The 26,773-nt window shown below is 63.1% G+C and carries 29 protein-coding genes; 19 read left to right on the forward strand and 10 right to left on the reverse strand.

Annotated features, from left to right (window positions below; translation table 11 throughout):
• The first annotated feature begins 175 nt into the window (after positions 1 to 175).
• The 5 genes from JJ959_RS19515 to JJ959_RS19535 all read left to right on the forward strand — a co-directional run bounded on the left by JJ959_RS19515 (position 176) and on the right by JJ959_RS19535 (position 3,946).
• The gene (locus tag JJ959_RS19515; protein ID WP_292887579.1) at positions 176 to 1,054 is read left to right on the forward strand and encodes an alpha/beta hydrolase; all 879 of its coding nucleotides are present in this window, start codon (positions 176 to 178) and stop codon (positions 1,052 to 1,054) included.
• Between the two features lie 33 nt (positions 1,055 to 1,087).
• A complete protein-coding gene (locus JJ959_RS19520; protein ID WP_292887582.1) occupies positions 1,088 to 1,555 on the forward strand; it encodes an L-2-amino-thiazoline-4-carboxylic acid hydrolase in 468 nt (155 codons plus the stop codon).
• A gap of 31 nt (positions 1,556 to 1,586) precedes the next feature.
• On the forward strand, positions 1,587 to 2,078 hold the full coding sequence (locus JJ959_RS19525) for a PAS domain-containing protein (RefSeq protein ID WP_292887585.1): 492 nt from the start codon (positions 1,587 to 1,589) through the stop codon (positions 2,076 to 2,078).
• Between the two features lie 46 nt (positions 2,079 to 2,124).
• Positions 2,125 to 2,802, forward strand: a complete 678-nt coding sequence (locus JJ959_RS19530) for an arylsulfatase (RefSeq protein WP_292887588.1) — start codon at positions 2,125 to 2,127, stop codon at positions 2,800 to 2,802.
• Between the two features lie 136 nt (positions 2,803 to 2,938).
• The gene (locus JJ959_RS19535; RefSeq protein WP_292887591.1) at positions 2,939 to 3,946 is read left to right on the forward strand and encodes a sensor domain-containing diguanylate cyclase; all 1,008 of its coding nucleotides are present in this window, start codon (positions 2,939 to 2,941) and stop codon (positions 3,944 to 3,946) included.
• Positions 3,947 to 4,071: 125 nt separating this feature from the next.
• Here the strand turns inward: JJ959_RS19535 and JJ959_RS19540 are convergent, their stop codons facing one another.
• The gene (locus JJ959_RS19540) at positions 4,072 to 4,935 is read right to left on the reverse strand and encodes a hypothetical protein (protein WP_292887594.1); all 864 of its coding nucleotides are present in this window, start codon (positions 4,933 to 4,935) and stop codon (positions 4,072 to 4,074) included.
• A gap of 231 nt (positions 4,936 to 5,166) precedes the next feature.
• On the opposite strand from JJ959_RS19540, the gene JJ959_RS19545 reads away from it, so the two are divergent.
• Positions 5,167 to 5,817, forward strand: coding sequence for a DUF5343 domain-containing protein (locus tag JJ959_RS19545; protein ID WP_292887597.1), 651 nt, complete (start codon positions 5,167 to 5,169; stop codon positions 5,815 to 5,817).
• Positions 5,810 to 6,403, forward strand: coding sequence for a Swt1 family HEPN domain-containing protein (locus JJ959_RS19550; protein ID WP_292887600.1), 594 nt, complete (start codon positions 5,810 to 5,812; stop codon positions 6,401 to 6,403). The genes JJ959_RS19545 and JJ959_RS19550 overlap by 8 nt, the downstream gene beginning before the upstream one ends.
• A 57-nt stretch (positions 6,404 to 6,460) precedes the next feature.
• Here the strand turns inward: JJ959_RS19550 and JJ959_RS19555 are convergent, their stop codons facing one another.
• On the reverse strand, positions 6,461 to 7,357 hold the full coding sequence (locus tag JJ959_RS19555) for an amidohydrolase family protein (protein WP_292887603.1): 897 nt from the start codon (positions 7,355 to 7,357) through the stop codon (positions 6,461 to 6,463).
• Positions 7,358 to 7,485: 128 nt separating this feature from the next.
• Here JJ959_RS19555 and JJ959_RS19560 point away from each other — a divergent pair, with 128 nt between their 5' ends.
• Positions 7,486 to 7,863, forward strand: coding sequence for a hypothetical protein (locus JJ959_RS19560; RefSeq protein ID WP_292887606.1), 378 nt, complete (start codon positions 7,486 to 7,488; stop codon positions 7,861 to 7,863).
• 36 nt (positions 7,864 to 7,899) lie between these two features.
• Here JJ959_RS19560 and JJ959_RS19565 read toward each other — a convergent pair whose 3' ends face one another.
• Both JJ959_RS19565 and JJ959_RS19570 read right to left on the reverse strand, forming a co-directional pair.
• On the reverse strand, positions 7,900 to 8,502 hold the full coding sequence (locus JJ959_RS19565) for a DUF882 domain-containing protein (protein ID WP_292887609.1): 603 nt from the start codon (positions 8,500 to 8,502) through the stop codon (positions 7,900 to 7,902).
• A gap of 110 nt (positions 8,503 to 8,612) precedes the next feature.
• The gene (locus tag JJ959_RS19570) at positions 8,613 to 10,148 is read right to left on the reverse strand and encodes a L,D-transpeptidase family protein (protein WP_292887611.1); all 1,536 of its coding nucleotides are present in this window, start codon (positions 10,146 to 10,148) and stop codon (positions 8,613 to 8,615) included.
• A 177-nt stretch (positions 10,149 to 10,325) separates the two neighbouring features.
• Here JJ959_RS19570 and JJ959_RS19575 point away from each other — a divergent pair, with 177 nt between their 5' ends.
• The 4 genes from JJ959_RS19575 (at position 10,326) to JJ959_RS19590 (ending at position 12,415) form a co-directional block, all read left to right on the forward strand.
• Positions 10,326 to 10,667, forward strand: a complete 342-nt coding sequence (locus tag JJ959_RS19575) for a hypothetical protein (RefSeq protein ID WP_292887614.1) — start codon at positions 10,326 to 10,328, stop codon at positions 10,665 to 10,667.
• A 27-nt stretch (positions 10,668 to 10,694) separates the two neighbouring features.
• Complete coding sequence (locus JJ959_RS19580) at positions 10,695 to 11,084, forward strand: hypothetical protein (protein ID WP_292887617.1); 390 nt, start codon at positions 10,695 to 10,697, stop codon at positions 11,082 to 11,084.
• Positions 11,081 to 11,953, forward strand: a complete 873-nt coding sequence (locus JJ959_RS19585) for a DNA/RNA non-specific endonuclease (protein ID WP_292887620.1) — start codon at positions 11,081 to 11,083, stop codon at positions 11,951 to 11,953. Before JJ959_RS19580 ends, JJ959_RS19585 begins: the two co-directional genes overlap by 4 nt.
• Positions 11,954 to 12,052: 99 nt before the next feature.
• Positions 12,053 to 12,415: a hypothetical protein gene (locus tag JJ959_RS19590; RefSeq protein ID WP_292887623.1), complete on the forward strand. Its 363-nt coding sequence runs from the start codon at positions 12,053 to 12,055 to the stop codon at positions 12,413 to 12,415.
• 11 nt (positions 12,416 to 12,426) lie between these two features.
• Here the strand turns inward: JJ959_RS19590 and ruvX are convergent, their stop codons facing one another.
• On the reverse strand, positions 12,427 to 12,888 hold the full coding sequence (gene ruvX, locus JJ959_RS19595; RefSeq protein ID WP_292887626.1) for a Holliday junction resolvase RuvX: 462 nt from the start codon (positions 12,886 to 12,888) through the stop codon (positions 12,427 to 12,429).
• A gap of 98 nt (positions 12,889 to 12,986) precedes the next feature.
• Between ruvX and gatC the strand changes: the two genes are divergently transcribed.
• From gatC to JJ959_RS19615, 4 genes are all read left to right on the forward strand, one after another.
• Positions 12,987 to 13,274, forward strand: coding sequence for an Asp-tRNA(Asn)/Glu-tRNA(Gln) amidotransferase subunit GatC (gene gatC, locus JJ959_RS19600; RefSeq protein ID WP_292887628.1), 288 nt, complete (start codon positions 12,987 to 12,989; stop codon positions 13,272 to 13,274).
• Positions 13,274 to 14,758, forward strand: coding sequence for an Asp-tRNA(Asn)/Glu-tRNA(Gln) amidotransferase subunit GatA (gene gatA, locus JJ959_RS19605; RefSeq protein ID WP_292887631.1), 1,485 nt, complete (start codon positions 13,274 to 13,276; stop codon positions 14,756 to 14,758). Before gatC ends, gatA begins: the two co-directional genes overlap by 1 nt.
• A gap of 1 nt (position 14,759) precedes the next feature.
• Entirely contained in the window at positions 14,760 to 16,226 is a 1,467-nt protein-coding gene (gene gatB, locus JJ959_RS19610; protein ID WP_292887634.1) for an Asp-tRNA(Asn)/Glu-tRNA(Gln) amidotransferase subunit GatB, read from the forward strand.
• Positions 16,227 to 16,309: 83 nt separating this feature from the next.
• Positions 16,310 to 17,539, forward strand: a complete 1,230-nt coding sequence (locus tag JJ959_RS19615) for a Zn-dependent hydrolase (RefSeq protein WP_292887636.1) — start codon at positions 16,310 to 16,312, stop codon at positions 17,537 to 17,539.
• 3 nt (positions 17,540 to 17,542) lie between these two features.
• On the opposite strand, the gene JJ959_RS19620 is transcribed toward JJ959_RS19615, so the two are convergent.
• Complete coding sequence (locus JJ959_RS19620) at positions 17,543 to 18,787, reverse strand: Hsp70 family protein (protein WP_292887639.1); 1,245 nt, start codon at positions 18,785 to 18,787, stop codon at positions 17,543 to 17,545.
• Between the two features lie 260 nt (positions 18,788 to 19,047).
• Between JJ959_RS19620 and JJ959_RS19625 the strand changes: the two genes are divergently transcribed.
• On the forward strand, positions 19,048 to 19,518 hold the full coding sequence (locus tag JJ959_RS19625) for a heme-binding protein (protein ID WP_292887642.1): 471 nt from the start codon (positions 19,048 to 19,050) through the stop codon (positions 19,516 to 19,518).
• Positions 19,519 to 19,697: 179 nt separating this feature from the next.
• Here the strand turns inward: JJ959_RS19625 and JJ959_RS19630 are convergent, their stop codons facing one another.
• The gene (locus JJ959_RS19630) at positions 19,698 to 20,141 is read right to left on the reverse strand and encodes a hypothetical protein (RefSeq protein ID WP_292887645.1); all 444 of its coding nucleotides are present in this window, start codon (positions 20,139 to 20,141) and stop codon (positions 19,698 to 19,700) included.
• Positions 20,142 to 20,418: 277 nt separating this feature from the next.
• Positions 20,419 to 21,300: a LysR family transcriptional regulator gene (locus JJ959_RS19635; protein WP_292887648.1), complete on the reverse strand. Its 882-nt coding sequence runs from the start codon at positions 21,298 to 21,300 to the stop codon at positions 20,419 to 20,421.
• 448 nt (positions 21,301 to 21,748) lie between these two features.
• Between JJ959_RS19635 and JJ959_RS19640 the strand changes: the two genes are divergently transcribed.
• Complete coding sequence (locus JJ959_RS19640) at positions 21,749 to 22,891, forward strand: PLP-dependent aspartate aminotransferase family protein (RefSeq protein ID WP_292887650.1); 1,143 nt, start codon at positions 21,749 to 21,751, stop codon at positions 22,889 to 22,891.
• 7 nt (positions 22,892 to 22,898) lie between these two features.
• Here the strand turns inward: JJ959_RS19640 and JJ959_RS19645 are convergent, their stop codons facing one another.
• Positions 22,899 to 25,259: a xanthine dehydrogenase family protein molybdopterin-binding subunit gene (locus tag JJ959_RS19645; RefSeq protein WP_292887652.1), complete on the reverse strand. Its 2,361-nt coding sequence runs from the start codon at positions 25,257 to 25,259 to the stop codon at positions 22,899 to 22,901.
• Between the two features lie 203 nt (positions 25,260 to 25,462).
• Between JJ959_RS19645 and JJ959_RS19650 the strand changes: the two genes are divergently transcribed.
• Entirely contained in the window at positions 25,463 to 26,659 is a 1,197-nt protein-coding gene (locus JJ959_RS19650; RefSeq protein ID WP_292887655.1) for a Bcr/CflA family multidrug efflux MFS transporter, read from the forward strand.
• Here JJ959_RS19650 and JJ959_RS19655 read toward each other — a convergent pair.
• A partial coding sequence (locus JJ959_RS19655; protein ID WP_292887656.1) for a GMC oxidoreductase occupies positions 26,656 to 26,773 on the reverse strand: 118 nt, incomplete at its 5' end. The genes JJ959_RS19650 and JJ959_RS19655 overlap by 4 nt on opposite strands.

Here is a 26,773-nt window from a genome sequence, read left to right on the forward strand (position 1 = left end):
GCGTCCATGGCGACAACCCGGCGGCGGTCGCCATGGCGAGGACACTCCGTTCGAAACTTGAAAGCGCCGGTCTTTCCATAAAGCCGTTTCACTCTTTCGTCTGATCGCGGCCCCTTCTGCCGCCCGGCCTCATCCTGCATAGTTCCGAAAAGACCAAAGGCCAGGGGAGGCATCGATGGGCTACGTACAGGCGAAGGACGGCGTCGCGCTCTATTGCGAAACCACGGGCGAAGGCACGCCGGTGGTGTTCGTACACGAGTTCGCGGGCGATCACAGGAGCTGGGAGCCGCAGGTGAGGGCGCTCGCCCGCTACTACACCTGCATCACCTATTCCGCGCGCGGCTACACGCCGTCGGACGTGCCGGAGGATGTGGCGAGCTACAGCCAGGACAAGGCGCGCGACGACATCCTCGCCGTGCTCGACGGCAACGGCATCGAGGCGGCGCATATCGTCGGCCTCTCCATGGGCGGTTTCGCCACCCTGCATTTCGGCCTCGCCTATCCCGAACGCGCGCTCTCGCTCGTGGTCGCCGGCTGCGGCTACGGCGCCGACCCGGAGAAGCGCGGCGAGTTCAAGGCGCAGTCCAACACGCTGGCCGACCGGATCGAGACAGAGGGCATGAACAAGGTCGCGCCCGGCTACGCGCTGGAGCCCGCCCGGGTGCAGCTGCAGAACAAGGATCCGCGCGGCTGGGAAGAGTTCGCGAAGCAGCTCGGCGAGCATTCCTCGAAGGGCTCCGCCAACACGCTCCGCGGCGTGCAGGCGAACCGGCCCTCGCTCTGGGAGCTGGAGGAGAAGATGCGCGCGCTCACCGTGCCGACGCTGATCGTGAACGGCGACGAGGACGAGAGCTGCCTTGAGCCGGGCCTCTTCATGAAGCGCTGCATCCCGTCCGCCGGCCACGCCATGTTTCCGAAGACCGGCCACACCCTCAACCTGGAGGAGCCGGACCTCTTCAACCGCACCATTCTCGACTTCTTCCACGAGGTCGAGGCCGGGCGCTGGGCGCTGCGCGATCCGCGCTCGCAGAAGGGCGGCACCCTGGGGCGCTGAGAGGGGGCGCCAGGTGACGAGAAGGAGAGTGCCATGACCGACCTTCCCATCCTCGAACTCCGCCGCATCGAGGCGAATGTGATCAAGCCGATCTACGAGGAGATGGTGGCGGAGGTCGGCAGGGCGGCCGCCCAGAAGATCCTCGGCAACGCGATCCGCAAGGCCGCCATCGCCCAGGCCCGGAGCTTCGCCGAGCGCGACGGGCCGGACCGCGACATGCGCAGCTTCCAGGCGCTCTACAGCCTCTGGACCCATGGCGGCGCGCTGGAGACGGAGGAGATCGAGCGCACGGAGGAGACGTTCCACTTCAACGTCACGCGCTGCCGCTATGCCGAGATGTACCGCGAGATGGGTCTCGGCGAGATCGGCCATCTGCTCTCCTGCAACCGCGACGGCAGCTTCTGCGAGGGCTATTCGGACAGGATCACCATGGAGCGCGGCCAGACCATCATGAGCGGGGCAAGCCACTGCGATTTCCGCTACCGCTACGAGGGGGAGTAACCCGCTAGAGGCCGGAGCGGACGGAGCGAGCATGGAAGAACATCCAAGTCTCCAGCGTGCGCGGGAGATCAGGGACCGCGCGCAAGCCCGGGAGGTCCAGGACCTGCTGTCCTACTGGATCGCCATCCATCCGGGCGACCGGATCCCGGCGCGCGCCGCGTTCGACCCGATGCAGATCCCGCGACTCCTGCCCAACCTCGTCCTGACCGACGTGGAGCGGGACCCGTACCGTTTCCGGGTGCGCCTTATGGGGACCGGGATCGTCGAGGCGATGGGCGGCGATTTCACCGGCCGGTATCTCGACGAGGTCTGGCCGGGCGCGGGAAACCAGCCGCTGGTGCGCGACCGCGTTGAGGTCGCGGAGACGGGACTGCCGAACTACAGATACGGTCGCTCGCCAACTCCGTTCAAACTGGATTTCGCCGCGCTCGAACGGGCCTTCCTGCCGTTCGCGGCGAACGGAACGGACGTCGACGTGATCCTCAGCGTCATCGTCTACATGCGCCCGCCGCCGGAGACGTGAGGCCCGGCGCAGCCGCGCTTGCCGTTATTGAGACAAGGAGCCTGAAATGCCCGACCCGGTCCGCCTTTCCCTGATCCACGCGACGCGACTCGCCATCGCTCCGGTCGAGGCGGCCTTCGCCGAGCACTGGCCCGAGGCCGAGCTGATCTCGCTGCTCGACGAGGGTCTTTCGATCGACCGGGCGAAGAGCGCGGACCTTTCGCCGGATCTGGCGGCGCGCATCCTTACGCTGGCGCGCTATGCCGAGGGCACCGGACCGGCGGGGATCCTCTATACCTGCTCCGCCTTCGGTACGGCGATCGAGGAGGCGGCGCGGACCTCGCCGCTGCCGGTGCTGAAACCCAACGAAGCGATGTTCGAGGAGGCCTTCGGCCAGGGCGCCCGCGCGGCGATGATCTACACCTTTCCGGCGGCGGCAGACGGCATGGCGGAGGAGTTCCGCGAAGAGGCGGCGCGGCGCGGCTCCGATGCACGGCTGACGACGCATTTCGCCGAGGGTGCGCGGGAGGCGCTGGCGGCCGGCGATGCGGAGACCCACAACCGCCTTATCGCGGAGACGGTGGCGCGCAATGCGGAGGCGGATGTCTTCATGCTCGCCCATTTCTCGATGGCGCCTGCGGCACCGGCCTGCCGCGCGGTGACGGAGCGCCCGGTGCTGACCGCGCCCGAGGCGGCGGTGCGGAAGATGAAGGCACTGGTGGAGGCGCACGGCCGGGCCACTTGAGGCCGCCTGTCTCCCGAATATATTCAGGGATCTGAGGAATTTTTTAAGAAATTAAATCTATCATGTCAGACGTAAGCAGGCTGGCGGACCCCGGGTCCGCGCGGCTGGCGCGGGAACGGCTCCGGGATGGATTTCGGTGGGTGAAGACAGACAGAAGCGGCAGTCGCGCTATACCGAACAGATCCTGGAAGTGATCGACGATCTGGCCGAGGCCATCGCGATCTATGATGAGCAGGACCGGCTGATTTTCTTCAACAAGGCCTTTCTGCAGGTCAATCCGCGCGCCGAGGAGTTCGTCGAGAAAGGCCTGACCTACGAGGACGGCATCCGGATGAATGTCGCGCTCGGCAAGGTGATTGCGGCGCGGGGCCGGGAAGAGGAGTTCATCCGCGAGCGGGTGCATGCCCACCAGAACCCGGCCGGCGACATCACCGTGCGCGACTATGTCGACGGCAGCCGCCTGCTGGTCAAGGAAGCCAAGACCGCAAATGGCGGCATCGCCCTTTGCATTACCATCGCGACCGACCTCCGCAAGGCCGAGGAGGAACTCCGCCAGCACGAGATCGAGCTGATGCGTTCCAAGGCGGAGATCGAGGCGGCGCTGGAGGAGAACCAGCGCCTCAGCCGCTCGCTCGCCGAGAAGGTGAAGGAGCTGGAAGTGTTGGCGACGACCGATCCGCTCACAAAGCTCTACAACAGGACCAAGCTGGAAGAGGAGATGGGCCGGGAGATCTCCCGCGCCGCCCGTTACGGCGAGGCGTTCGGCGTGATCATGATGGATATCGATCATTTCAAGCAGGTGAACGACCAGTTCGGCCACCAGACCGGCGACCGGGTGCTGGCGGAGGTGGCGAAGGTCCTGAAGCACTGCTCCCGCGCGACGGACGTGGTCGGCCGCTGGGGCGGCGAGGAATTCCTGGTGGTTTGCCCGGAGACGGACCTCGCCGGCCTGATGGCCAAGGCGGAACGCTTCCGCCAGGCGCTCGAGGAGTACGAGTTCCCGGGGGTTGGCCACAAGACCTCCAGCTTCGGTATCGCCGCCTGGCGCCCCGGCGACGCGGCGACGGACCTGCTCTCGCGGGCCGACGCGGCGCTCTATCGCGCGAAGGAGAGCGGGCGGAACAGGGTTGAGCAGGCGGCTTGAGGGGCGAGCGATCAACTCTCTTGCCTTGTGGCCAGTTATATCGGTACGAGAAGAGTTGAAAGCTCGCATCGATCATCCGTCCATTTCTAAAACAAGTAGCACCTCCATTATTTGAAATTGGCTTTTCATTGATCTCTTAGTTTGCCTTTGGATCTGAGTGCGGACAGAACGTTAGGGTCATCAGAGAGTATCTGGGCGACCTCAAGCCCGCTCCGAATTTCGGTAGGCCCACCGGATGGGTGATTGCATTTGTCTATCGAAATCACGGGGACGAATGATGCAGAAAGTTTAAGTTTTTCGTTTTTCCAATGCACTAAATCTTCTTTGATCAACCAAGTTGGTATAGAAGAAAATAATAGATCATCGACGTAGAAATTCGGACCGACTAATCCTCCTTTTGTTCCATCTGTATCGGCCACATAACTTTTAGTGAATGCAAAATTGGACTGAAGTTCGGGAATGCTTTCAGCGAAGTCACGACTTTTTGCCGCCTCATGAATTGCTTCTTCAGCAGTAATTCGGCCTTCCCTGTATCGACGAAGAATTGATTTGTTATGGTGTGAAACTACCTTTATAGGTCGCTTTCTTAGACGAAATCCTGCCGCGAGGATCATCCTTGCTCCTGGAAAATTATTTTGATTCTCCAAATCATTAATATCCTCAAAAAGGCGGAAGCATCGAACAAAGAAATCGTACGTTACAGAACGACTGCGTAGCGATAAATCGCGATATATAACTGCTCCATCATTAAGGATTAATGCTGGGAAATACCGATTAGTGTGTTGTGCGATTAATTGGTGAAATTTTTCGATACGTGCAACGGCGAGATTGGATGTGTCATTGAGTGGATTGTAGTTTGCTTGTGATATCATTGATCCGTAGCCGAGAAGGTCAACCCAACAAGTTACGGATACTTGAAATGGAAAAGCTGTTCCTTTGGACACCACCGGGGAGTTCGATCGCGCATTTCTTTTCTTTTTAATTTTCATTATCGAATCTCCTAGCGGGTCCGTTGTGCGGTAATTGGTCGAAGCGTCATTCATACGGCCCGGGGCGTCGCTTCACGAGCGTGTTTCACTCTTCATCTTTTATAAGAAAAGCATCTATTCGCTGAGCATGCTTGTCACGAACTAGCTAAACTAATTGTATAAAAGGAAATCTACCTTGATATATTTGAGTTATAAGATGCAACCGATAAGTGTCTCACGATGGGGGTGGTCATGGCATCGTTACCTTATGTAACTTCGCCGGGAAATATCGAGAAGGCGTTGAATGGGATCATAAAAGCAGCAGTACCAGAGAGAGTTAGCCAAGATTTTGTCAAAACAGTTCTTGGGATTCCCGGTGGGTCCGGCGATCAAATGACCGCGTTCTTGAAGAAAATTGGGTTCTCGAGTTCTGATGGCAAGCCAACAGAACTCTACACAAAATTTCGAAATCCAACGTCTTCAGGTAAGGCGATGGCGGTAGCGATAAAAAAGGCGTATGCGCCGCTTTATGTTCGAAACGAATTCATGCATGAACTCTCCGACCAAGAACTGTTGGGATTGGTCGTAGAGGAGACTGGTCATGCGCATGACTCAAATCCAGTTAAGCTATCTGTAGCGGCGATAAGTTCTCTCAAGAGGTTTGCGGATTTCAAAAATTCTTCCGCAGAAAACAATGAAATGCCGGGTGCTGCGATTCAAGGTGCAGCGAAATCATCTAATTCGGCGAATAGTGGCGTGTCTTTAAGAAAAAGCGAAGCAAGCATTGGTCTAAACTTGGGGTACACGATACATCTCAACCTTCCAGCTACGTCAGATCCCGCAGTTTTCAATGCCATATTTAAAAGCTTAAAAGAAAATTTGTTGCGAGACGAGGATGCCTAAGCGGGTAGACGGTTTAATCAGGGCTTTTGGTATGTCTGGCCTTCAAATTGTTGAAGATCTTGCCTCGATCGAAGAGGCGTACGCTATTGATCTTCAGTCCCTTCAGGGCGCGTCTAAAAGCAGAAAGTCATCTCAGTATGATCAGTTTGAAGCGGAGTTGCGACTGGAAGCCGCGCGAATGTCCGAATTTTACGAAGTCTTCTATTGCTTGGAGAACTCTATTCGTAAATTAGTTAAGGAAATTATGATAGAGGCGGAGGGGGCAAATTGGTGGCATAGTAATAGAGTTGACGAGAATAAAATCAGGAATATTGCAAATGTAAGGAGAAGGAAAGAGATTGATAGCGGTATTACGCCTCGTTCTGATAATTTAATTGATTATACAACTTTCGGGGAGTTGTCTCAGTTAATAACGGATAATTGGGATATATTTGATACTGTTTTTTCATCAAAAACGGCTGTTAGCAATATTACAAATCAGCTAAATTTGCTTCGTGGGCCAATTGCGCATTGTAATCCGACCGATGAGTTGGAGCAAGAAAGATTGAATCTCGCAGTCAGATCATGGTTTAAGCTTATGTCATGATGTATTTTCATTTGAAAAGTGGGTGGCGTGCTGCTGAATCGCTGCTCAGACCTTTCTCTACCTAACCCCAACCAGCTCAATCGAAACCTCCCGACCGAACAGCCGCTCCGCGTTCCGGTACGCGATCTTCCGCGCCGCCGTTTCCGGCAGCTTCGAGAGCCAGTGCCGGTGCGATGCCATGATGGAGGTGTAGTTTTCCCACTGGCCGTTGACCCAGGTGTCGCTGCCGACCATCAGCTGGTCCTGGAAGGTGAGCAGGATGGTCTCCCATGCGGGGTCGAGCCCGCCGTCCGCACCGATGATGTCGTATTCCCGGAGCGAAGTGTCCGCGACCAGCGTCGGGAACTCGGCCAGCAGGCGATGCACCGTTTCCGCCCGCTCGCCGAGGCCGGCATGGGCCCAGATGATCTTGACCGCCGGATCGAGCGAGTAGAGCCAGCGGACCGGCTCCGGGCCGGAATGGACGTGGAGGAAGATGTCGCGCGCCTTGGCCATGGCGATCACCTGGCGGAAGAGGGCCTCGTCGGAGGTGTCGAGCCGGTGGATGTGGAACTCGCCGATGCCCCGGTGCGGATACATCTCCAGCCGCTTTGCGAGGTACGCCTCCATGCCGGGCGCCTTGGTCCAGTTCGAGGAGCCGGCGCTGCCGTGATAGGGGCGCAGCTCCGGCACGATGCGGTTCGGGGCATATTCCCAGAGCATGATGGTGCCCTCGTCGGGCGTCGAGGAGACCAGCGCCATGGCGACGCCGCTCCGGTCCATCAGCTCGATGACGCTCGCGACCGGGAACTCCGCCCAGGCCGGTTCCTTGTAATGCATATGGGCGTCGAAGATCGGCAGGGTGTTGACCGCGTCGCCGATGGGTTTCTCGTCATGCGCGGAGGCCGGCAGCGGCGCGAGGAGAAGGGCAGGAGTCAGACTAACCAGGGTCATCAGACTTTTGAAACGAATCATGGTATCATCATCTTTCTCTTCGTTTCCTATGGTGAGTATTGAATTATTGCGCTTCGGATTCGCGTCTTGCGAGAGTTTTCGCCCTGGTAGGATGTTCGGGCTTGGCCGGATATGATCGGTGGAGGGACATGTCGGTTCGCACGATAGTCGAAGATGAAAATCTGGTGGTGTTTCAAGCCTCCGGCCGGATAACCGCCGAAGAGGCCATTGTGGCGATCACGAACCATTTCGCATCTACGCGGTCGAAGTTCGCCCTCTGGGATCTGACACGGGCCAGCCTTTCCGCGGTCAATCACGATGAATTTCAATCTGTCGCCGTGGCAGGTGCGAGTTTTGGCGAGGTCCGAGGTGCGGGGGCCAAGACCGCCATCGTGGCGAGAACCGAATTGAATGCCTTGCTGCTCAAGGCGATTGCGGCCCGCTTCGAAGCGGCCGGGAGCAGTTTCGAATTGCGGGTTTTTGGGGATCTGAAGGCCGCCCGGGCCTGGCTTAGGGCCTCAAACTGAGACCGAACTCATAACACCAGAGTATCTTGCGACGCCTCACGCGCCCCAGGTACGGAAGCGGCCGCAGTCGATATGGACGAAATTCGACTTGGTGTACTTCCCGACCCCGCCGCGCCGGAGAGATAGGGCGGCGCGGGCGACCGCCTTGACCGAGCGGCCGGGCACGCGGATGTCGATGGCGCGGCCCTCGAGATGCAGGCTGCGCTTGGCGACGCCGGTGCTGCGGGCGCGCAGCAGGGCGTTCGATTTCGGCGAGCGGTAGCCGCAGATGATCTGGATCGGCTTGTCGATCTTGAGGCGATGGGCGAGGGCGTGCAGGAAGTCGATCACCTCGGGGTCGATCGGATGCACGGTGTCGTCGCGGTGATCGCGCAGGAAGTGATTTATCTCGGCCAGCGCGCCGTGATCGTAGCGCTCGCCATGGGCATAGGCGATGTCGATCCGCTCGCCAGTATGCAGGTGGCGCAGTTTCAGGCGCCTGGGACGGTGTCCCGGCGCGGCGGTGCCGGTCATGACCGGCGTGGCGGCGAGGAGATCCGACGGCAGGGCGGCCGAGACGGCAAGGGCCGAGAGGGCGGTCAGCACCGTCCTGCGGGGCAGGAGCGGGGAGCGGGGCGATGCGTAGGGATCTTCTTTCATCTCTCACTTCACCGATAAGACGAAGCCAACTCTCTTTCCTCCCAATCTTGGGTTTCCGCAAGCGGAATTTAAGGCCTGACGGGGCGTTCCGGTCGCGGCGCGGCGTGTTCTCAGAGCCCGAGCGCGGCGGCGAGCAGCTTGTCGCGGCCATAGATGTCGTCGCGGAACTCGACCGTGCCGCCCTCGCCGATCCAGGTGGTGAGGTAGGTCAGGTGCACCGGCACCGGAGTCTTGAAATTGATTCGCGTGGTCTTGCCGGAGGCGAGGGCGCCTGCAAGCCGCTCGGCGGGCTGCCCGTCCGCCGCCAGCAGCACTTCCGCCAGCGTCTGCGGCTGCTCGAGCCGGATGCAGCCGGAGCTGAAGGCGCGCACCGCGCGGCGGAAATCCTGCCGCGCCGGGGTGTCGTGCAGATAGATGTCGAACCTGTTCGGGAACATGAACTTGAACTGGCCGAGCGCGTTGGTCTTGCCGGGCGCCTGGCGCAGCCGGTAGGGGACGCGGCCGTTCGGCAGCTTGGCCCAGTCGATCTTCGCCGGGTCGAGCAGGGTCGCGTCCTCCTGCCAGCTCGAAAACACCTCGAAGCCGCCGGTCTTGAGGAAGCCGGGGTCCTTCAGGATCTTCGGCAGCAGGTCCTGATTGGCGATCTTCGGCGGCACGGTCCAGGTCGGATTGACCTCGATATAGCGGATCCGGTCGCTGAAGACCGGGGTTTCCCGGTATTGCCGGCCGACCACGACGCGCATCCGCAGGTCTATGGTGCCGTGGCGCACATAGTCGAGCTCGAAGCCGGCCATGTTGACGAAGACATGGTCGTCGCCGAACTCGTCCGGCATCCAGCGGAAGCGCTCCATATTGATCAGGATCTGCCGGATGCGCTCGCCGACCGGCACGTTCATCGCGGCGACCGACTTGGCGCCGACCACGCCGTCGGGTTCCAGCCCGTGACGGCGCTGGAACGCGCGGACCGCGATCTCCAGCGCCGCATCGTAGAGCTGTCTGTCGCCCTCGCTTTCGCCGATATCGGCGGTTGCCTGCAGCCGCGTGCGGACCGCTTCGACGCGGGGATCGCGCATCCCCGGTTTCAGGGCCGGCCCGCCCGGGACATTCGTCCAGCCGCCGGTCTCTTCGAGCGCCCTGTATTCCGCGAGCAGGCGGCGCAGGCGGCGGTAGACCGGATTGGCGGGCGCCAGGTTCGAAAGCGCGGCCTTCGGGTCCTCCGCCGCGGCGAGCCTCTCCAGGCTCCCGGATATATCGATTTCCCGGGCATAGACGAAAAGATCCGGGTCGGCCTTCTGCGGCGCCACCCGTCCCGCCTGCAGGTCGGTGACGTAGCGGATCAGCGTCGCGCTGACGGCACGGTCGAGCGCGCCGGGCTCGGTGACGGAAGGGTCGATCGCATAGTCCGACGGATCGAGCCCGTCCCTGTCGGCTGCTGCGAGGGCGGAGAGGACGGCGAGGCCGCGCTCGTTCAGCGCCCCGTCATTCTTGCCGCCGACCCAGACGGGAGCGTCGTTTCGCGATGCGTGAAAGGCCTCGATGCCCGATGTTTCCGCAGCGCCGGAGGCGGCCGCGAAGGAGAGCGTGAGGACGAGCGCCAGAAGCAGGGCAAAGAAGGTCGGTGGAAGCTTGATCGCGTGGCGTGTCACGGAAGTCTGGTTCCTTCTTGGGTCGGCGCGGGGGGAATGCTTCTCCCGGATTGTCATGGTCCAGCCCGGGATTGGCAACCGGGTTCCGGTGAAAAGACGGCGGGATTTCCGGCGATCATCTGGTATAGAAAAATATCCCCATCGATACCCGTTTAGGTTTTGTGTAAGCTGACCGGTATGACGATGGATTTCGCGATCGGCCTGCTGCGCTACGGGCTGCTCCTCTGGCTGCTCGCCATGATGGGGGTGGTTGCGTTGGGCCTGCTCAACGGGCGCATCCGCACGGCCGGGATCCTGACGGACCGGCTCGACGGCGGCGGGCGGGCCGTGAACCTGCACCGGGTGCAGATGCTGCTCGTCTTCGTTTTCGTGCTCGCGGCTTATGTAAAGACGGTCGTCGAGGCCATGGGCGGCGCCGCGCCGCTGATCCAGATGCCGGATCCGCCGGCCGCCCTGACGGAACTGCTGCTGGCGAGCCAGGGCGTCTATCTCGGCGGAAAGGTCGTCAACCGGCTCTAGCGCCCGAACCGACAGGGGAAACCAAGCATGACACCGAACATCATCGCCATATACGTGAGCCTCGCGGTCTGCGCCCTTCTGCTCTGTTTCGGCCTCGCGGTGCTCTACAAGATCGTCACCGGCAAGATCGATCTGACATATCTCCTCTCGGAGACCACCAGGGATCCGGGCGCGCCGGCGAACGCGCCGCCCAAGGCCTCGCTGTCGCGCTTCCAGTTCCTCATTTTCACCTTTGTGGTCGCGGCGCTCTATCTCGTGCTTTGCATCGAGGCCGGGACGCTGATCGACGTGCCGAACGGGACGCTCGCGCTGCTCGGCATCAGCGGCGGCGGCTATCTGGTCTCGAAGGGGCTCGGCTCCAAGGCCCCGGCCCACTCGCCGCCCGCGCCGCCCGCACCTCCGGCGCCGCCGCAATGATCTTCCGGGCCGTCCTTCTCGCCGTGCTCTGCGCCGCCGGGTTCTCCGCAGCGGCGTCGGCGGATGACGGCTTTCCGCCCGATCCCGCCGGACGTTGCGCGCGGCTGCATGCCGATACGGGGATCCCGGCCTACAAGGGTGATTTCGATTCAGACGAGCGGCAGATGATCTGTCACGCGGGCTATCTGCTCTCGCTGAACGCCGAGACGCTGCTGCCGGACTGGGTGCTGGAGAGCGTTCCCAAGGCCAATCTGAGCGGACCCGGCGATCGCGACAAGAGCAGCTTCAAGCCCGACCCGCAGGTCGTCGCCTCGACGGGGATGGGCAAGAACGGGCCGCTGGTGGTCTGTTCCGACGACTATGCCGGCTCGGGCTACGATCGCGGCCATCAGGCGCCGGCCGCCGATTTCAAGTATTCGCAGGAGCGGACCGACGAGAGCTTCTACATGACCAACATGGCGCCGCAGATCGGCATCGGCTTCAACCGCGGCATCTGGCGCAATCTCGAGACCCAGGTGCGGGACTGGACCGAGCTACGTGGCACGCTGACGGTGATCACCGGGCCGGTCGAGAAGGCGCCGGAATTCGACGTTCCCGTGCGCGGCAAGCTGATGAAGCGGCGCTGCGGCGACCGGGAGAAATCGATCGCGGTGCCCGAGGCGTTCTTCAAGATCGTCTATCAGGACCAGCCGCGCCGGGTGATCGCCTTCCTGCTGCCGAACGTGAAGCTCGACTGGCACGAACTGCCGAATTACCGCACCACCGTCGCGCATATCGAGGACCTGACCGGGATCGATTTCTTCACCCGCTTCAGCCTGCGCGACCAGCGTGTCCTGGAGACTACACTGGCGCCGATGTGGGCGCGTTGAGCCGCCGGCGAGAGGGCGGGCAGGAGTTGCCTGGCAGTTCGGCATAATTATTGCGTGGCTATTTATCCGAAACCCTGAGGTCACCCGGATGAAATTGCCATGAGCACCGTTTCCCCATCGAAACCCCGCAACGCCCCGAGTTCAGCCGGCTCGGCGCTCGACCGCATCTTCGGCGGCCCCGGCATGGCCGAGAACGGTCCGGGCAGTCCGTCCGACGTGGCGATCGTCTTCGCGTCGAGATCCGGAGGGATCCTTGGCCATGTCGGGGCCGGGGGCGTTGTCGCTTCCGATGCCCGGGCGGAGATCCTGCGCTGGATCGCCGACCAGGCGAACGAGCTGAATTTCACCGGGCAGGGGCGCATCGACTACGTCAAGGAACAGGGCGAGAAAGCGTTGCGGATGATCTTCGGCGATCTGGAGGTCGTGGACTACCGGAGCGGGGAGCGGCCGTCGAAGGCCTGACTCCGCTTTTTCTATTTCGGCATCGCGTCCAGCGCGGCCTGCAGGATATAGGCGGCGGCGAGCTGGTCGACCCTCTCCGCACGCTTCTTCCGGGTCATGTCCGCGTCGACCATCGCCCGCTCGACCGCCATGGTGCTCATGCGCTCGTCGAAGAAGGCGACCGGGAGGTCGATGCGCAGGATCAGCTCGCGGGCGAAATCGCGGGTCGACTGGGCGCGCGGGCCCTCGCTGCCGTCCATGTTGAGCGGCAGACCGATTAGGAAGGCGCCGACATTTCGTTCCTCGACGATCTGGGCCAGCCGTTCCGCGTCCTTGGTGAACTTCTTCCGCTGGATCGTCTCGATCGGCGAGGCGACCGAGAGGAAGGGGTCGGAGACCGCGATGCCGATGGTCTTGGTACCGAGATCCAGCCCCAGAATCCGGCTCATCGGACGCATGAGGGACGGCAGGTCGGCAGGGTTGCAGAATGTCATGTCCGGGTGATACTTTCCGCCGCCCGCGCGATACTTAGCTATTAAGTATTTTTACCGGGCAATCGCTTGATTCCGAATATCACGGAGAGCCTTATCCGATGTCGCTTGACAAAGCCACTGTCGCGAGGATCGCGCATCTCGCGCGCATCAGGACCGACGACGCGCAACTCGACGCCCTCGTGGGCGACCTCAACAACATTCTCGGCTTCGTCGAGCAACTGAACGAGGTCAATACCGACAATGTCGAGCCGCTGGCGAGCGTCACCGGGCACGGCCTGCCGATGCGCAAGGACGAGGTGACCGACGGGGCCTATCCTGAGCGGGTGCTGGCGAACGCTCCCGAGCGCGCCCACGGTTATTACGCGGTTCCGAAGGTGGTCGAGTGATGAGCGAGCTTCTCAATCTGTCCCTGACCGAGGCGCGCGACGCGCTGAAGGCGAAGAAGATCACCTCCGTGGAGCTGACCGAGGCCTATATCGGCGCGATGGAGGAGGGCAAGGGCCTCAACGCCTTCATCACCGAGACGCCGGAGAAGGCGCGCGAGATGGCCAAGGCCTCCGACGCGAAGCTCGCCAAGGGCGAGGGCGGGGCGATGGAAGGCCTGCCCATCGGCATGAAGGATCTCTTCTGCACCAAGGGCGTGCTGACCACAGCGGCCTCGCACATCCTAGACGGCTTCAAGCCGGAATATGAATCGACCGTCAGCCAGAATCTCTGGGATGCCGGCGCGGTGATGCTCGGCAAGCTCAATCTCGACGAGTTCGCGATGGGCTCGGCCAACATCACCAGCTACTACGGCAATGTGGAGAACCCCTGGCGGCGCTCCGGCGGCGGCAACCAGAAGCTGGTGCCGGGCGGTTCCTCCGGCGGCTCCGCGGCCGCGGTTTCCGGCCGTCTCGCGATCGCCGCGACCGGCACCGACACCGGCGGCTCGATCCGCCAGCCGGCAAGCTTCTGCGGCATCGTCGGCATGAAGCCGACCTACGGGCGCTGCTCGCGCTGGGGCATCGTCGCGTTTGCCTCTTCCCTCGATCAGGCGGGCCCGATTACCCGCAACGTTCAGGATGCGGCGCTGATGCTTGGCGCGATGGCCGGGCACGATCCGAAGGATTCCACTTCCGCCAATCTCGCGGTGCCGGATTTCGAGGCGGCGCTGACCGGCGACGTGCGCGGCATGAAGATCGGCATTCCGAAGGAATACCGCATGGACGGCATGCCGGAGGAGATCGACGCGCTCTGGAAGCGCGGCGCCGAGATGCTGAAGGACGCGGGTGCGGAGATCGTCGATATCTCCCTGCCGCACACCAAGTACGCGCTGCCGACCTACTATATCATCGCCCCGGCCGAAGCCTCCTCGAACCTGGCGCGCTATGACGGCGTGCGCTATGGCCTCCGCGAGGAGGGCGGCAGCCTGATCGAGATGTACGAGAACACCCGCGCCGCCGGTTTCGGCGACGAGGTGAAGCGCCGGGTGCTGATCGGCACCTACGTGCTCTCGGCCGGCTATTACGACGCCTATTACCTGAAGGCACAGAAGGTCCGCGCGCTGCTGAAGAAGGATTTCGACGACGCCTACGGGCAGGTCGACGCGATCCTGACCCCGACGGCGCCGTCCGCGGCCTTCGCCATCGGCGAGAATCAGGACGATCCGATCAAGATGTATCTGAACGACGTCTTCACCGTCCCGGCGAGCCTCGCCGGCATTCCGGGCATCTCGGTCCCGGTCGGGCTCTCCGAGGACGGGTTGCCGCTCGGCCTGCAACTGCTCGGCAAGCCGTTCGACGAGGAGACCGTGCTGAAGGTCGGTCACGTTCTGGAACAGGCCGCGGGCTTCGATGCCAAGCCGGCTTTCCTCGCGGGGAGCAAGTGAGATGAGCGAAGCGAAGTCCAACCTGATCCAGGGCGCTACGGGTGACTGGGAGATCGTCATCGGTCTCGAGGTCCACGCCCAGGTGATCTCGAAGTCGAAGCTCTTCTCCGGCGCGGCGACCGCCTTCGGGGCCGAGCCGAACACCCAGGTCTCGCTGGTCGACAGCGCGATGCCCGGCATGCTGCCGGTGATCAACGAGGAATGTGTGCGACAGGCCGTGCGAACCGGCCTCGGACTCAAAGCCAAGATCAATCGCTTCAGCGTCTTCGACCGCAAGAACTACTTCTACGCGGACCTGCCGCAGGGCTACCAGATCAGCCAGTACAAGCAGCCGATCGTGGGCGAGGGCGAGATCGAGATAGATCTGCCGGACGGCAGCACGAAGAAAGTTGGCATCGAGCGGCTGCATCTGGAGCAGGATGCGGGCAAGTCGATCCACGACCAGAGCCCGTCGCAGAGCTTCATCGATCTAAACCGCTCGGGCGTCGCGCTGATGGAGATCGTCTCCCGGCCCGACATCCGGTCTGCGGCGGAGGCGGCGGCCTATGTCAAGAAGCTGCGCTCCATCCTCCGCTATCTCGGCAGCTGCGACGGCAACATGCAGGAAGGCTCGATGCGGGCCGACGTGAACGTTTCCGTGCGCCGGCCGGGCGAGGAATTCGGCACGCGCTGCGAGATCAAGAACATGAACTCGATCCGCTTCATGCAGCAGGCGATCGAGTACGAGGCGCGGCGCCAGATCGAGATCATCGAGGACGGCGGCGCCATCGATCAGGAAACCCGCCTCTATGACCCGAACCGGGGCGAGACCCGCTCGATGCGCTCGAAGGAAGAGGCGCACGACTACCGCTACTTCCCCGATCCCGATCTGCTTCCGCTGGAATTCAGCGAGGAATTCGTCGAGGAAGAGAAGGCGCGCCTGCCGGAACTGCCGGACGCGAAGAAGGCCCGCTTCATGAGCGACTGGGGCCTCAGCGCCTATGACGCCGCGATCCTCGTCGAGGAGCAGGAGACGGCGGCGTTCTACGAGAAGGTGGCCGAGGGCCGCGATCCGAAGCTGGCGGCGAACTGGATGATCACCGAGCTGTTCGGCAACCTCAACAAGGCCGGCCTCGATCTCTCCGAGAGTCCGGTCGACGAGGCCAAGCTCGGCGGCCTGATCGACCTGATCGCCGACAACACGATCTCCGGCCGAATCGCCAAGGACGTCTTCGCCGAGATGTTCGAGAGCGGCAAGGACGCCGCCACGATCGTCGAGGAGAAGGGGCTTCGCCAAGTCACCGACACCGGGGCGATCGAGGAACTGATCGACAGCGTAATGGCGTCCCAGGCCGAAAAGGTCGCGGAATACCGCTCCGGCAAGGACAAGCTCTTCGGCTTTTTTGTCGGCCAGGTGATGAAGCAGAGCCAGGGCAAGGCCAACCCGGCGATGGTCAACGAGCTGCTGAAGAAGAAGCTCGCGGGCTGAGCCCGGAAAGCGCGTGGAATGATGGAGCGCGGTCCCGGCAGCGGGGCCGCGCTTTTTCTTTATCGAAGGAAAGCCCGAACATCATGACTCAATCAGCATCCATCGATGCGGGAACGCTTCTCGCCCGTCTGCGCGAGCTCGGGGAGATCGGACGTGACGAGGCGGGCGCCCTGACGCGTCTCGCCGCCTCCGACGAGGACAAGCTCGGACGTGACCGGCTCGTCGCCTGGCTGAAGGAAGCGGATCTCGAGGTGCAGGTCGACCGGATCGGCAATATCTTCGGGATCTGGGACATCGAAAGCGACGTCGCGCCGCTGATGCTGGGCAGCCATATCGACACGGTGATCAATGCGGGCATCTTCGACGGCTGCTACGGCGTGCTCTCGGCGCTGTCGGTCATCGAGGCGATGAAAGCCTCCGGCATGAAACCGGACCGTCCGGTGATCGTCGCGGCTTTCACCAATGAGGAGGGCGTTCGCTACGCTCCCGACATGATGGGCTCTCTGGTTCATGCGGGCGGGCTCGACGTAGACGCCGCGCTGGCGGTCGTAGGGACCGACGGTACGATCCTCGGCGAGGAACTCCGACGCATCGGTTATGCGGGTCCGATGGAACCGGGTTCCATCGTGCCCTCGGCCTTCATCGAAGCCCATATCGAGCAGGGGCCGGTCCTGGAAGCCGAGGGCAAGCTCATGGGGGCGGTCGCCAATCTTCAGGGCATATTCTGGCAGAAGGTGACGATCCGCGGCGCCGCCAACCACGCGGGCACGACGCCGACCAGCATGCGCGCGGATGCGGGACTGGCCGCCGCCAAGGTGATCACGTTCCTGCGACAGCTGGTGGAGGGTTCCGCTAGCGTGGCGACCGTCGGCACCATCCGCTTCGGGCCGAATGCCATCAACGTCATCCCCGATTTCGCGGAGTTCACGATCGACCTCCGCGACCCGGATCTCGGAGTCTGGGAAGCACGTCAGGCGGCGCTGACCGACTTCCTCGCCGGGCTGGAAACATCTGACGGCGTCACCGTCGAAACCGAACAGCTTGCCCGCTTCGAGCCGGTAACGTTCGATGGTGGCATCGTCCGAATGATTGAGGAAGCCGCCGCGGCGCGGCAGCTCTCCTGCCGCCGGATGACTTCCGGTGCCGGGCACGACGCGCAAATGATGGCGCGGATCTGTCCGGCGGCGATGATCTTCGTCCCTAGCCGGGACGGGATCAGCCACAATCCGCGGGAACATACTGACGATGCTTCGCTGATCGCCGGCGCTCAGGTGCTCCTCGATACCGCTTGCAGGATCGTGTCCGGGAGGTGACGGTCAGTCCCCTCGCGTCGCCAGCGCAAGCCCGTCGACCACGGCGGTGAAGGCGTCCGATGTCAGGATCTCCGCGTTCGGGCAAAGCGCGCCGACTTCCTCGCTGACGAAGCGCATCAGGCTGGACCCGCCGACGAGGATCACACGTCCGATCTGATCCGGCTGGATCGCCGCCATGCGAAGCGTTTCGGCAGTTGCATCGCGGAGGAGGCTGCGGTTCGCTTTCAGCGACGCGTCGAGGCTTTCCGGCGTCACCGTCGTGTCGAGGCCGTCCTCGATGAAACCCATCCCGATCCGCCCGGCACGCTCCGCGCCGTTCGCGTCGATCTTGCCGCGCTCGACGGCGAAGGCGAGTTCGTGGCCGAGATGGTGGTCCAGCACCGTCAGCAGCCGCTCGATCTTGCCGCGTTCGACCGCGAGCCGCGCCATCTCCTCCACCATGCGGCGGGTCTTGGCGTTGTAGAGGAAGGGGATGGTCGCCCAGGTCGCGAGCTCGGAATAGACCGTGCTCGGCACCGGCAGCAGGCCTTCGCCGAAATCCCGCCGCAACTCGCCGCCGAGACCGAGCAGGGGCATGGCGTGATCCATAGAGACCGCGTGGTCGAAATCCGTCCCGCCGAGACGGATGCCGTGGTTCGCGAGGATCCTGAGTGCGCCGCCTGCCGTGCGGAACACTGAGAAGTCGGAGGTGCCGCCGCCGATATCGACGATCAGGCCGGTAGCCTCCGCCGACCCGAGACCGTGGCTGGCGAGGGCGGCCGCTTCCGGCTCGGCGAGGAAGGAAACCTCCTCGAAACCGGCGGCGAGATAGCATTGACGCAGGTCCGCCTCGGCCAGCGCGTCCTTCTCGGGGTCGGCGGTGTGGAAATGGACCGGGCGTCCGGAGAGCGCTTTGCGGAAGTCGAGGCCAGTGCGGGCTTCGGCGCGGGTGCGGAGTTCGGCGAGGAAGGCGGAGACGACCTCGGCGAGGGTTTGCCGCCGGCCGCCGAGGGTGCGCGGTTCGTGCAGCAGCGGCAGGCCGAGCACGCTTTTCAGTGCCCGCATGTAGCGGCCGTCCTCGCCCTCGACGAGGGCTTCCGCAGCGGCGGCGCCGATCAGCATGCCGCGTCCGTCTACGGGAAAGAACACGGCGGTTGGCAATGTCGCTGCCTTGCCTTCGATGGGAATTCGTTCGATGTGGTTACCCGACCAGATCGCGGCGGCGGAATTGGAGGTGCCGAAATCGATCGCGAGAGTATCCGTTCGCATGGCGCGGCTTGCTCCAGGGGCGCTTCGTGGATGACACGGGGTGAATGGACTTTTCGGATCGTGATCATGCCGCCTGAGGGTGCCCCGGCGGCGAGGGGACGAGGTGTATACAGAACTTCACGCCAAGAGGGAAGAGAGGCCTGTCTTTCGTTCCTGTCGTGGTTTCCGCGATGCGGATGAGGCCTCCGTATCGTGGCGACGCAGGGCGATGTTATAAGCACCGCAGCATTCATGGATTAGCCAGAACAGGGGATCAGAACATGGCCGGAAACTTCCCGCTTCACGTCGCGTTGCCGCTTGCCAAGGCGGAGATCATTGCGGACGAGGCGCTGCGCGTCGCCACCGAGGAAAAGATGATGCCGATGACCGTCGTCGTGCTCGATGCCGGCGGCCACCCGGTCTGCATCAAGCGCCAGGACGGTTCCGGCATCGGCCGGGTCGAGATCGCGACGGCGAAGGCCTGGGGCGGGCTCGGTTTCGGCGAGTCCTCACGCAATCTCGGCGCCCGCCTGAAGGAGCGGCTCGGCTTCCAGGTCGCTGCCGCCGCCGCTTTCGAGGGCCGCATGGCCGCCGCGCCGGGCGGGGTGATGATCATGGAGAACGGTGCCATCATCGGGGCCGTCGGGGTCAGCGGCGATGCGTCCGAGAAGGACGAGTATTGCGCGGCCAAGGGCATCAAGAAGGCGGGCTATACGAGCGAACCGGAAGAGCTCGACGAGAGCTGGCGCTGACGTCAAACCTGATTGCGAACGAGCAGGGCCGGTTGTGAGACCGGCCCTTTTCATTTCCCGCCTGGCTCGCCATCCCGGTCGCTGAGTCCGGGCCTTGTCGAACGCAGAGCAAACCCTTCAAAAGGTCCCGGATCAGGTTCGGGATGACGGAAGTTGGGGTGTGAAGCGAGCGGCCCCGCTCACGCCCGTGCCGCGACGAATCCCCAGCTTTCCGGATTGGCGATCGGCTCGCCCTTGATCGCCATCACCAGTCCGGTGCAGCAGCGCAGGAGGAACCAGGCGAAGAGCGCGATTCCGGCGACCGCCATCAGGGCCATCGAAAACATGCCGAGAGAGGCCGCCAGCAGCATCAGAATGGCTGCGGCGATGCCGAATCCGACGCTGTAGAGCAGGCCGAGCCAGAAGGTATAGATCTGGAAGGTATAGTGCGTGTAGAGACCGAAATCCTCACGCTCCCGGCTGGTATAGGCGAGGATTACGGCGATGATGGACGTGATCCCGACGAAGAAGCTCGCGAGGTAGAGCGCGTAAACTGCGATCGCCATTCCGGCGCGGCCTTTGATCGGCGCCAAAGGTTGCTCGCCTTCGCTCCCGGTCCCAGGAACGATCTCTGTGTCACTCATTCATTAGTCCCCCAACATGATGCTGCGGCAAGGGTAGGCCGCACATCATGTGGGTGCAACTTTTCGAGCGCATATGAAGGTCGGATACAACGCAATGGGGACGCTTGTCCCGTTGCTCGCGCAGTGGAACCCGACGGACACCGGTATCCACTATTGAAGCGGCGCAAACCACTCCAATTCCGTCCATCCGGCCATCGAGCCGGGATCTTTCTGCTGTTGAGCCCTCCGTTCGACGAGGTCCCGGCTCTGCGGCCGGGATGACGAACTTTGTAGATGCTCAGAGCCAGTACGGCGACGGGCCGTAGAGCTCGACCAGGAAGTCGACGAACGCCCGGACCTTCGGCGAGAGATGCCGGCCGCTCGGATAGACGGCGTAGATCGGCACGTCCTCGCGGACATATTCGTCGAGCAGGGTGACCAGCTTCCCGGTCTTCACATGCTCGCCCGCCATGAAGGCCGCGAGCATGGCAAGACCGCCGCCGGCGAGCACGGTCTGCAGCACCGAGTCGCCGTTGTTCATGGCGAGCGTGCCGCGGGCGCGCAGGATCTTCTGCTGGTTGTCGACCATGAAGTGCCAGTCGTTGATCGGATTGCCCGGCGCGTAGGTGATCAGCGAATGGTCGCTGAGCTGGTCCGGGGTCTCCGGCTTGCCCCATTTCTTCACATAGTCGGGGCTGGCCACGATCATGCGGTGATTGACCGCCAGCTTGCGGGCGATGAGGCTGGAATCCTTCAGCTGCGCGATCCGGATGGCGAGATCGATCCCCTCGTCGACGAGATCCACCACGCGATCGTTCACCAGCAGTTGCACTTCCACTTCCGGATAGCGGTCGAGGAATTCCGGCAGGTGCGGGGCGACGTGACGGTGCGCGAAGGTCGTCGGCGCCGTCACCTTGAGGAGCCCCCGCGGCGCCGAGTGCGCCTGGGAGACCGCGATCTCCGCTTCGTCCACATCGGCGAGGATGCGCTTGCAGCGCTCGTAATAGGCCGAGCCCACTTCGGTCAGGCTGACCCGGCGCGTTGTGCGGTTCAGCAGCCGGACGCCGAGCCGGTCCTCCAGCCCCGAGAGCTGCTTGCTCACGACCGAGGGGGAGACGTTGAGGGTTCTCGATGCGCCGGCGAGACTATCGTTCTCGACCACGGAGCAAAAAACCTTCATTGCCGTCAAAGTGTCCATTTCAGCCTGCTTCCCGATTGCGATACGGAGTTATTCATTCGTTATAGGAACCAATACGATGCTTTAAAAGAGAATTATCAGTTTGCGGGGTCGTTTCTTACACTGACAATAACAGTGCTCGTTGATCGACCTGTTCAATTGCCCCGCCGGGACATGACGTTCGACCTCGTGGTTTTGCCCCTCATTGCCACGTATCGGTAGACCCACCCGATAGGTCTCCAACCTGCCAGGACGGAGATCCGGACGGAAGAACCGGCAATTATGAGGCTGCAGCGGCTTCCATCCAAAGGGGATCGCTGCAGCCTTATTTGTTTCCGGACGCGTCATGTTTCCGGAGCGGGCATTCCCCCGGAACATGCCTCGTGCTAGAGGCTAGACGCGGCGCGGCATCTGCCGTACCGGACACCAATCCCTCTCGCCGGAGCCGGCAATGCGTAACAACGATCTGAAGCCCGAAACCCTTGCCGCGCAGGCCATGGGCCATGTCGACGAGACCACCGGCGCGGTGACGCCGCCGATCCATCTCGCGACCACCTACGAACGGGCGCCGGACAATTCCTACCCCAAGGGATATATCTACACCCGAAACGAAAACCCGACCTATGACATCGCCGAAGAGCTGTTGGCGCGTTTAGAAAACGGCGCCGACGCGATGATCCTTGCCTCCGGCATGTCCGCGGCGGTCGCTCCCTTCATGACGCTGCGCCCGGGTGACCATGTCCTGGCGGCTTCCGTCATGTACTGGGGGCTCCGGAAATGGCTGATCGGGTTCGCCGAGCAGTGGCAGATCGATCTCGACTTCTTCGACGCGGGCAATCCCGAAACCGCGGCCGGTCTGATCAAACCCGGCAAAACGAAAATCGTTTGGATCGAGACCCCGTCCAATCCGCTTTGGGACTGTCTCGATATCGCCTGGTTTGCCCAACTCGCCCACGGTGCCGGTGCACGGCTCTGCGTCGACTCGACCTGTGCGACGCCAGTCCTTTCCCGCCCGATCGAGCATGGTGCCGATATCGTCATGCATTCGGCGACGAAATATCTGAACGGCCACAGCGACGTGCTTGCCGGAGCATTGGTTACCTCGAAGGATGACGATTGGTGGCAGCGGCTCCGCCGCGTCCGCTCCGAACAGGGGCTGGTCATCGGTCCGTTCGAAGCTTGGCTGCTGCTGCGCGGCATGCGCACCCTGCATTTGCGCGTCCGCAAGGCGTCCGAGAACGCGCAGGCGATCGCCGAGCATTTCCACTCCCACGCCAAGGTCGACTCAGTGCTCTATCCGGGGCTGCCCACCCATCCGGGTCACGAGGTGGCGCTGAAGCAGATGGACGGCTTCGGGGGTATGCTCTCGCTGCGTATCGCTGGCGGCGAGGCGGCGGCGGTCAAGGTCGCCGCCAATCTCCAGCTGATCCATCGTGCGACCTCGCTCGGCGGTGTCGAGAGCCTGGTTGAGCACCGCGCCTCGATCGAGGGAGCGGGCACGCCGGTGCCGTCGGACCTGCTGCGCTTCTCCATCGGCATCGAGGATGCGGGCGACCTGATCCAGGATCTGGAACAGGCGCTCGATATGCTCTGAGCCGTGATCAGGCGGCTTTTGCCGCCTGAATTGCCGCCCAGACCTTCTCCGGCGTCGCCGGCATGTCGATATGTTTCACGCCGAGCGGCGCCAGCGCGTCGACCAGCGCATTCATGATCGAGGGCAGTGAGCCGGCGCAGCCGGCCTCGCCGCAGCCCTTGGCGCCGAGCGGGTTGGTGGTCGCGGGCACCGCATGGGTGGCGAAGGAGAATTTCGGCACGTCCGCGGCGCGGGGCAGGGCGTAATCCATGAAGCTGCCGGTCTGCAGCTGGCCTTCTTCGTCGTAGAGCGTCTGTTCCATCAGCGCCTGTCCGAAGCCCTGCACGATGCCGCCATGGGCCTGTCCCTCGACCAGCAGCGGGTTCACCACGGTGCCGAAATCGTTGACCATGGAATAGCGGTCGAGCCGCACGGTCCCGGTCTCCGGATCGACCTCGAGCTCGCACACATGGCAGCCGTTCGGGAAGGCCGAGGGCGCATTGTCGAAGATGTGGGCGACGCTCAGATCCTTCGGCAGGTCTGCCGGAAGGTCGGAGCGCGTCCGGGCCTCCTTCGCGAGTTCCATGATGCCGATGGTCCGGTCGGTGCCGGCGACCTGGAAGGCGCCATTCTCGAAGGCGATGTCTTCCACTGCGGTCTCGAAATGATGCGCGGCGAGCTTCTTGCCCTTCTCGATGACGATGTCGCCCGCCTGAAGGATCGCGCCGCCGCTCGCCATGATCGACTTGGAGCCGCCGGTGCCGCCGCCGGCGATCAGCTCGGCGCTGTCGCCCTGGATCAGCTTGATCTTCTCGAAGGGGACGCCGAGCTTCTGGTGCAGCACCTGCGCAAACGGCGTCCAGTGGCCCTGGCCGTAATCCAGCGTGCCGGTGATGATGGTGACGTCGCCGTTCTCCTCGAAGCGGATGCCGCCCATCTCCTGCTGCACCGGTGCGGTGACCTCGAGATAGCAGCCGACGCCGCGTCCGCGCAGCAGGCCTTTCTTCGCGCTCTCGGCCTTGCGGGCTTCGTAGCCGTCCCAGTCCGCACCCTCGACCGCCTTGGCGAGGATGGTGGGGAAATCGCCGCTGTCGTAGTTCATTCCGTTGGCGGCGGCGTAGGGAATCTCCTCCGGCTGGATCAGGTTGCGGCGGCGCAGTTCGATCGGGTCGATCCCGGTCTCGCGCGCGGCAGTCTCGATCAGCCGCTCCATGTAGTAGTTGGCTTCCGGCCGCCCGGCACCGCGATAGGCGGTGATCGGCGTAGTGTTGGTGAAGACCGCCTTGGTCGCGACTTCGATCAGCGGCAGGCGATAGACGCTGTTGCTGTTCTTCAGTGTGTTGAAGGTGGGCATCATCGGCGAGACAGCGGAGAGGAAGGCGCCGACATTGCCGAAGCCGGTGATCCGGAGCGCGGTGAACCGGCCCTCCGCATCCATTGCCAGCTCGGCCGTCATGTCGTGGTCGCGGCCATGGCAGTCGGAGAGGAAGCTGCCGGACCGGTCGTCGGTCCATTTCACCGGCCGGCCGAGAACCTTCGCCGCGTGCAGCACGCAGATATATTCGGGATAGGCGCCGGCCTTCATGCCGAAGGACCCGCCGACATTGCCGGTGATGACATGCATCTTCTCCGGCGCGATGTCGAAGATCTGCTTTGCCAGCGTGTTCATCATCCCGAACACGCCCTGGCAGCCGACATGCAGGGTGTAGGTCTCGTTCGCCGGGTCGAAAGCGCCGACCGCAGAGCGCGGTTCCATCGCGTTTACCACGATCCGGTTGTTGCGCAGCGACAGTTTCGTCACATGTGCCGCGGAGGCGAGGGCGGCATCGACTTTCGCCGTGTCGCCGTACTGGTAGTCGAGCGCGATATTGCCCGGGACAGCGTCATAGAGCTGCGGCGCCCCCGCTCCGGCGGCGGTGCGGGCATCGGTGACGGCGGGCAGGGGATCGATGTCCAGTTCCACAAGTTCCGCGGCGTCGCGAGCCTGAGCGGCGGTTTCGGCGATGACGATGGCGGCCGGATCGCCAACGAAGCGGACCCTGTCCGTCGCCAGCGCTGCGCGCGGAACGTAGGTGATAGGGCTGCCGTCCCGGTTCTTCAGAGGCAGGCCGCATTTCATCGTGCCAAGCCCAGCGGCCTCGAGGTCCGCTCCGGTGAATATCGCGATCACGCCGGGCATGGCGCGTGCGTCGGCGGTTTCGATGCCGTTCAGGGTGCCATGCGCATAGGGGCTGCGGACCATCACGCCGTAGGCCTGGCCCTCGAGATTGGTATCGTCGGTATAGGCGCCCTGGCCGCGTAGGAGTTTTGGGTCCTCAGATCGGGGAACGGGCTGTCCGATCCCGAATTTCATCGTCCCGAGCAGGTTTTCGTCGACGATCGAGTCCATGCGGTAAGCTCCTGTTACGGCGCGTAGGGGAACACGCGAAATTGTATACCGGATGGTAGCGCGACCGCGTCAGAGGACAATAGCCAAACCGTGTTCACACTTGTTCGCGCTGGACTTTCCGGCTTTTTGCAGTTGCGAAAGGTTTGGACAGGTACCGCTGCCGGAGGTACGGTCCGGCAGACTTCGTAAACGGTGTTCCTGACATGCTGAAGACGGCGCCTATCCGACTGCCGAAGGGCGGGCTGGTCGTGTTGCTGGCGGCGCTGGCCGCCTTTGCCCCGATGTCGATCGACATGTATCTGCCGGCCCTGCCGGAGATCGCGCGGGATCTCGCGGTACCGGCGCGCGAGGTGCAGGCGACGCTGGCCGTCTTCCTCGCCGGTTTTTCCGGCGGGATGCTGATCTACGGCCCGATCTCGGACCGTTTCGGGAGGCGGCCCGTGCTGCTCGCGGGAATCGCGCTCTTCATCGTCTCCTCTCTCGTCTGCATGCGGGTGACGGAGATCGACGGACTGATCGCGGCACGCCTCTTCCAGGCGATCGGCGGCGGGGCGGCCTCGATCCTGGCGCGCACGGTGGTCCGCGATCTCTATCCGCCGTCAGAGGCCGCGAGCGTTCTCTCCCTGATGATGATGCTGACGACGCTGGCGCCGATCCTTGCGCCGCTGGCCGGTGCCGCTCTGCTCGAATTCGCCGACTGGCGGGCGATCTTCACGACGCTGTTCATTTTCGGCTCGATCGCCTTTGTTCTGGTGATCTTGATGTTGCCGGAGACCTATTCGCACGAAGAGCGCGGAAGCATGAGCCTGCTTCAGGCGATGGGCGCCTACCGGCATATCCTCGCCGATCCGCCGGCCTTCGGCCTGACCGTCGCGAGCGCCTCGATCTTCGGCGGGCTGTTCGCCTATATCTCGGGCTCCTCCTTTGTCTATATCGAGTTCTTTGGCCTGACGCCGGGCCATTACGCGATGCTGTTCGCGGCAAACTCGGTCGCGATCATGTTCGCGGCTTTCCTCAACAGCCGTCTGACCAAGCTGTTCGAGCTGAAGACGCTGCTCAATGCGGGCGTACTGATCGCGGCGGGCGCGGGGCTCTATCTGATCGCGCTGGAGCGCTCCGGCATGGCCGGGCCGTACACGGTGCTGGTCGGCCTGATGGCCTTTGTCGCCATGGTGCCGATCCTGGGCGCCAACGGCATGGCCATTCTGATGGCGCGCTATCCGAAGAATGCGGGGGCGGCCGCCGCGACCGTCGGCTCGGCGCAGTTCGGCGGCGGCGCGGTTGCGGCCATGGCGGTCGGCGCGCTGCATGACGGCAGCGCGTTCTCCATGTGCGCGGTGATGGGTGGGGCAGGGCTTCTCGCCGTGATCTTCCTGTTCGGGCCGGGCCGCAAGCTCTAGCGTGCGGCAGCCCGGATCAGGTCGCTCGCCTTCTCGGCGATCATGATGGTCGGGGCGTTGGTGTTGCCCGAGGTGATGGTCGGCATCACCGAAGCGTCGGCGACGCGTATATTC

It is taken from the genome of Nisaea sp. (assembly GCF_017640745.1).
In the GTDB taxonomy this organism is placed as follows: Bacteria; Pseudomonadota; Alphaproteobacteria; order Thalassobaculales; family Thalassobaculaceae; genus Nisaea.

Coding starts and splice junctions, on each gene's coding strand:
- JJ959_RS19515 (WP_292887579.1), top strand. CDS start 176: ATGGGCTACGTACAGGCGAAGGACGGCGTCGCGCTCTATTGCGAAACC.
- JJ959_RS19520 (WP_292887582.1), top strand. CDS start 1,088: ATGACCGACCTTCCCATCCTCGAACTCCGCCGCATCGAGGCGAATGTG.
- JJ959_RS19525 (WP_292887585.1), top strand. CDS start 1,587: ATGGAAGAACATCCAAGTCTCCAGCGTGCGCGGGAGATCAGGGACCGC.
- JJ959_RS19530 (WP_292887588.1), top strand. CDS start 2,125: ATGCCCGACCCGGTCCGCCTTTCCCTGATCCACGCGACGCGACTCGCC.
- JJ959_RS19540 (WP_292887594.1), bottom strand. CDS start 4,935: ATGAAAATTAAAAAGAAAAGAAATGCGCGATCGAACTCCCCGGTGGTG.
- JJ959_RS19545 (WP_292887597.1), top strand. CDS start 5,167: ATGGCATCGTTACCTTATGTAACTTCGCCGGGAAATATCGAGAAGGCG.
- JJ959_RS19550 (WP_292887600.1), top strand. CDS start 5,810: ATGCCTAAGCGGGTAGACGGTTTAATCAGGGCTTTTGGTATGTCTGGC.
- JJ959_RS19555 (WP_292887603.1), bottom strand. CDS start 7,357: ATGATTCGTTTCAAAAGTCTGATGACCCTGGTTAGTCTGACTCCTGCC.
- JJ959_RS19560 (WP_292887606.1), top strand. CDS start 7,486: ATGTCGGTTCGCACGATAGTCGAAGATGAAAATCTGGTGGTGTTTCAA.
- JJ959_RS19565 (WP_292887609.1), bottom strand. CDS start 8,502: ATGAAAGAAGATCCCTACGCATCGCCCCGCTCCCCGCTCCTGCCCCGC.
- JJ959_RS19575 (WP_292887614.1), top strand. CDS start 10,326: ATGACGATGGATTTCGCGATCGGCCTGCTGCGCTACGGGCTGCTCCTC.
- JJ959_RS19580 (WP_292887617.1), top strand. CDS start 10,695: ATGACACCGAACATCATCGCCATATACGTGAGCCTCGCGGTCTGCGCC.
- JJ959_RS19585 (WP_292887620.1), top strand. CDS start 11,081: ATGATCTTCCGGGCCGTCCTTCTCGCCGTGCTCTGCGCCGCCGGGTTC.
- JJ959_RS19590 (WP_292887623.1), top strand. CDS start 12,053: ATGAGCACCGTTTCCCCATCGAAACCCCGCAACGCCCCGAGTTCAGCC.
- ruvX (WP_292887626.1), bottom strand. CDS start 12,888: ATGACATTCTGCAACCCTGCCGACCTGCCGTCCCTCATGCGTCCGATG.
- gatC (WP_292887628.1), top strand. CDS start 12,987: ATGTCGCTTGACAAAGCCACTGTCGCGAGGATCGCGCATCTCGCGCGC.
- gatA (WP_292887631.1), top strand. CDS start 13,274: ATGAGCGAGCTTCTCAATCTGTCCCTGACCGAGGCGCGCGACGCGCTG.
- gatB (WP_292887634.1), top strand. CDS start 14,760: ATGAGCGAAGCGAAGTCCAACCTGATCCAGGGCGCTACGGGTGACTGG.
- JJ959_RS19615 (WP_292887636.1), top strand. CDS start 16,310: ATGACTCAATCAGCATCCATCGATGCGGGAACGCTTCTCGCCCGTCTG.
- JJ959_RS19620 (WP_292887639.1), bottom strand. CDS start 18,787: ATGCGAACGGATACTCTCGCGATCGATTTCGGCACCTCCAATTCCGCC.
- JJ959_RS19625 (WP_292887642.1), top strand. CDS start 19,048: ATGGCCGGAAACTTCCCGCTTCACGTCGCGTTGCCGCTTGCCAAGGCG.
- JJ959_RS19630 (WP_292887645.1), bottom strand. CDS start 20,141: ATGAGTGACACAGAGATCGTTCCTGGGACCGGGAGCGAAGGCGAGCAA.
- JJ959_RS19635 (WP_292887648.1), bottom strand. CDS start 21,300: ATGAAGGTTTTTTGCTCCGTGGTCGAGAACGATAGTCTCGCCGGCGCA.
- JJ959_RS19640 (WP_292887650.1), top strand. CDS start 21,749: ATGCGTAACAACGATCTGAAGCCCGAAACCCTTGCCGCGCAGGCCATG.
- JJ959_RS19645 (WP_292887652.1), bottom strand. CDS start 25,259: ATGGACTCGATCGTCGACGAAAACCTGCTCGGGACGATGAAATTCGGG.
- JJ959_RS19650 (WP_292887655.1), top strand. CDS start 25,463: ATGCTGAAGACGGCGCCTATCCGACTGCCGAAGGGCGGGCTGGTCGTG.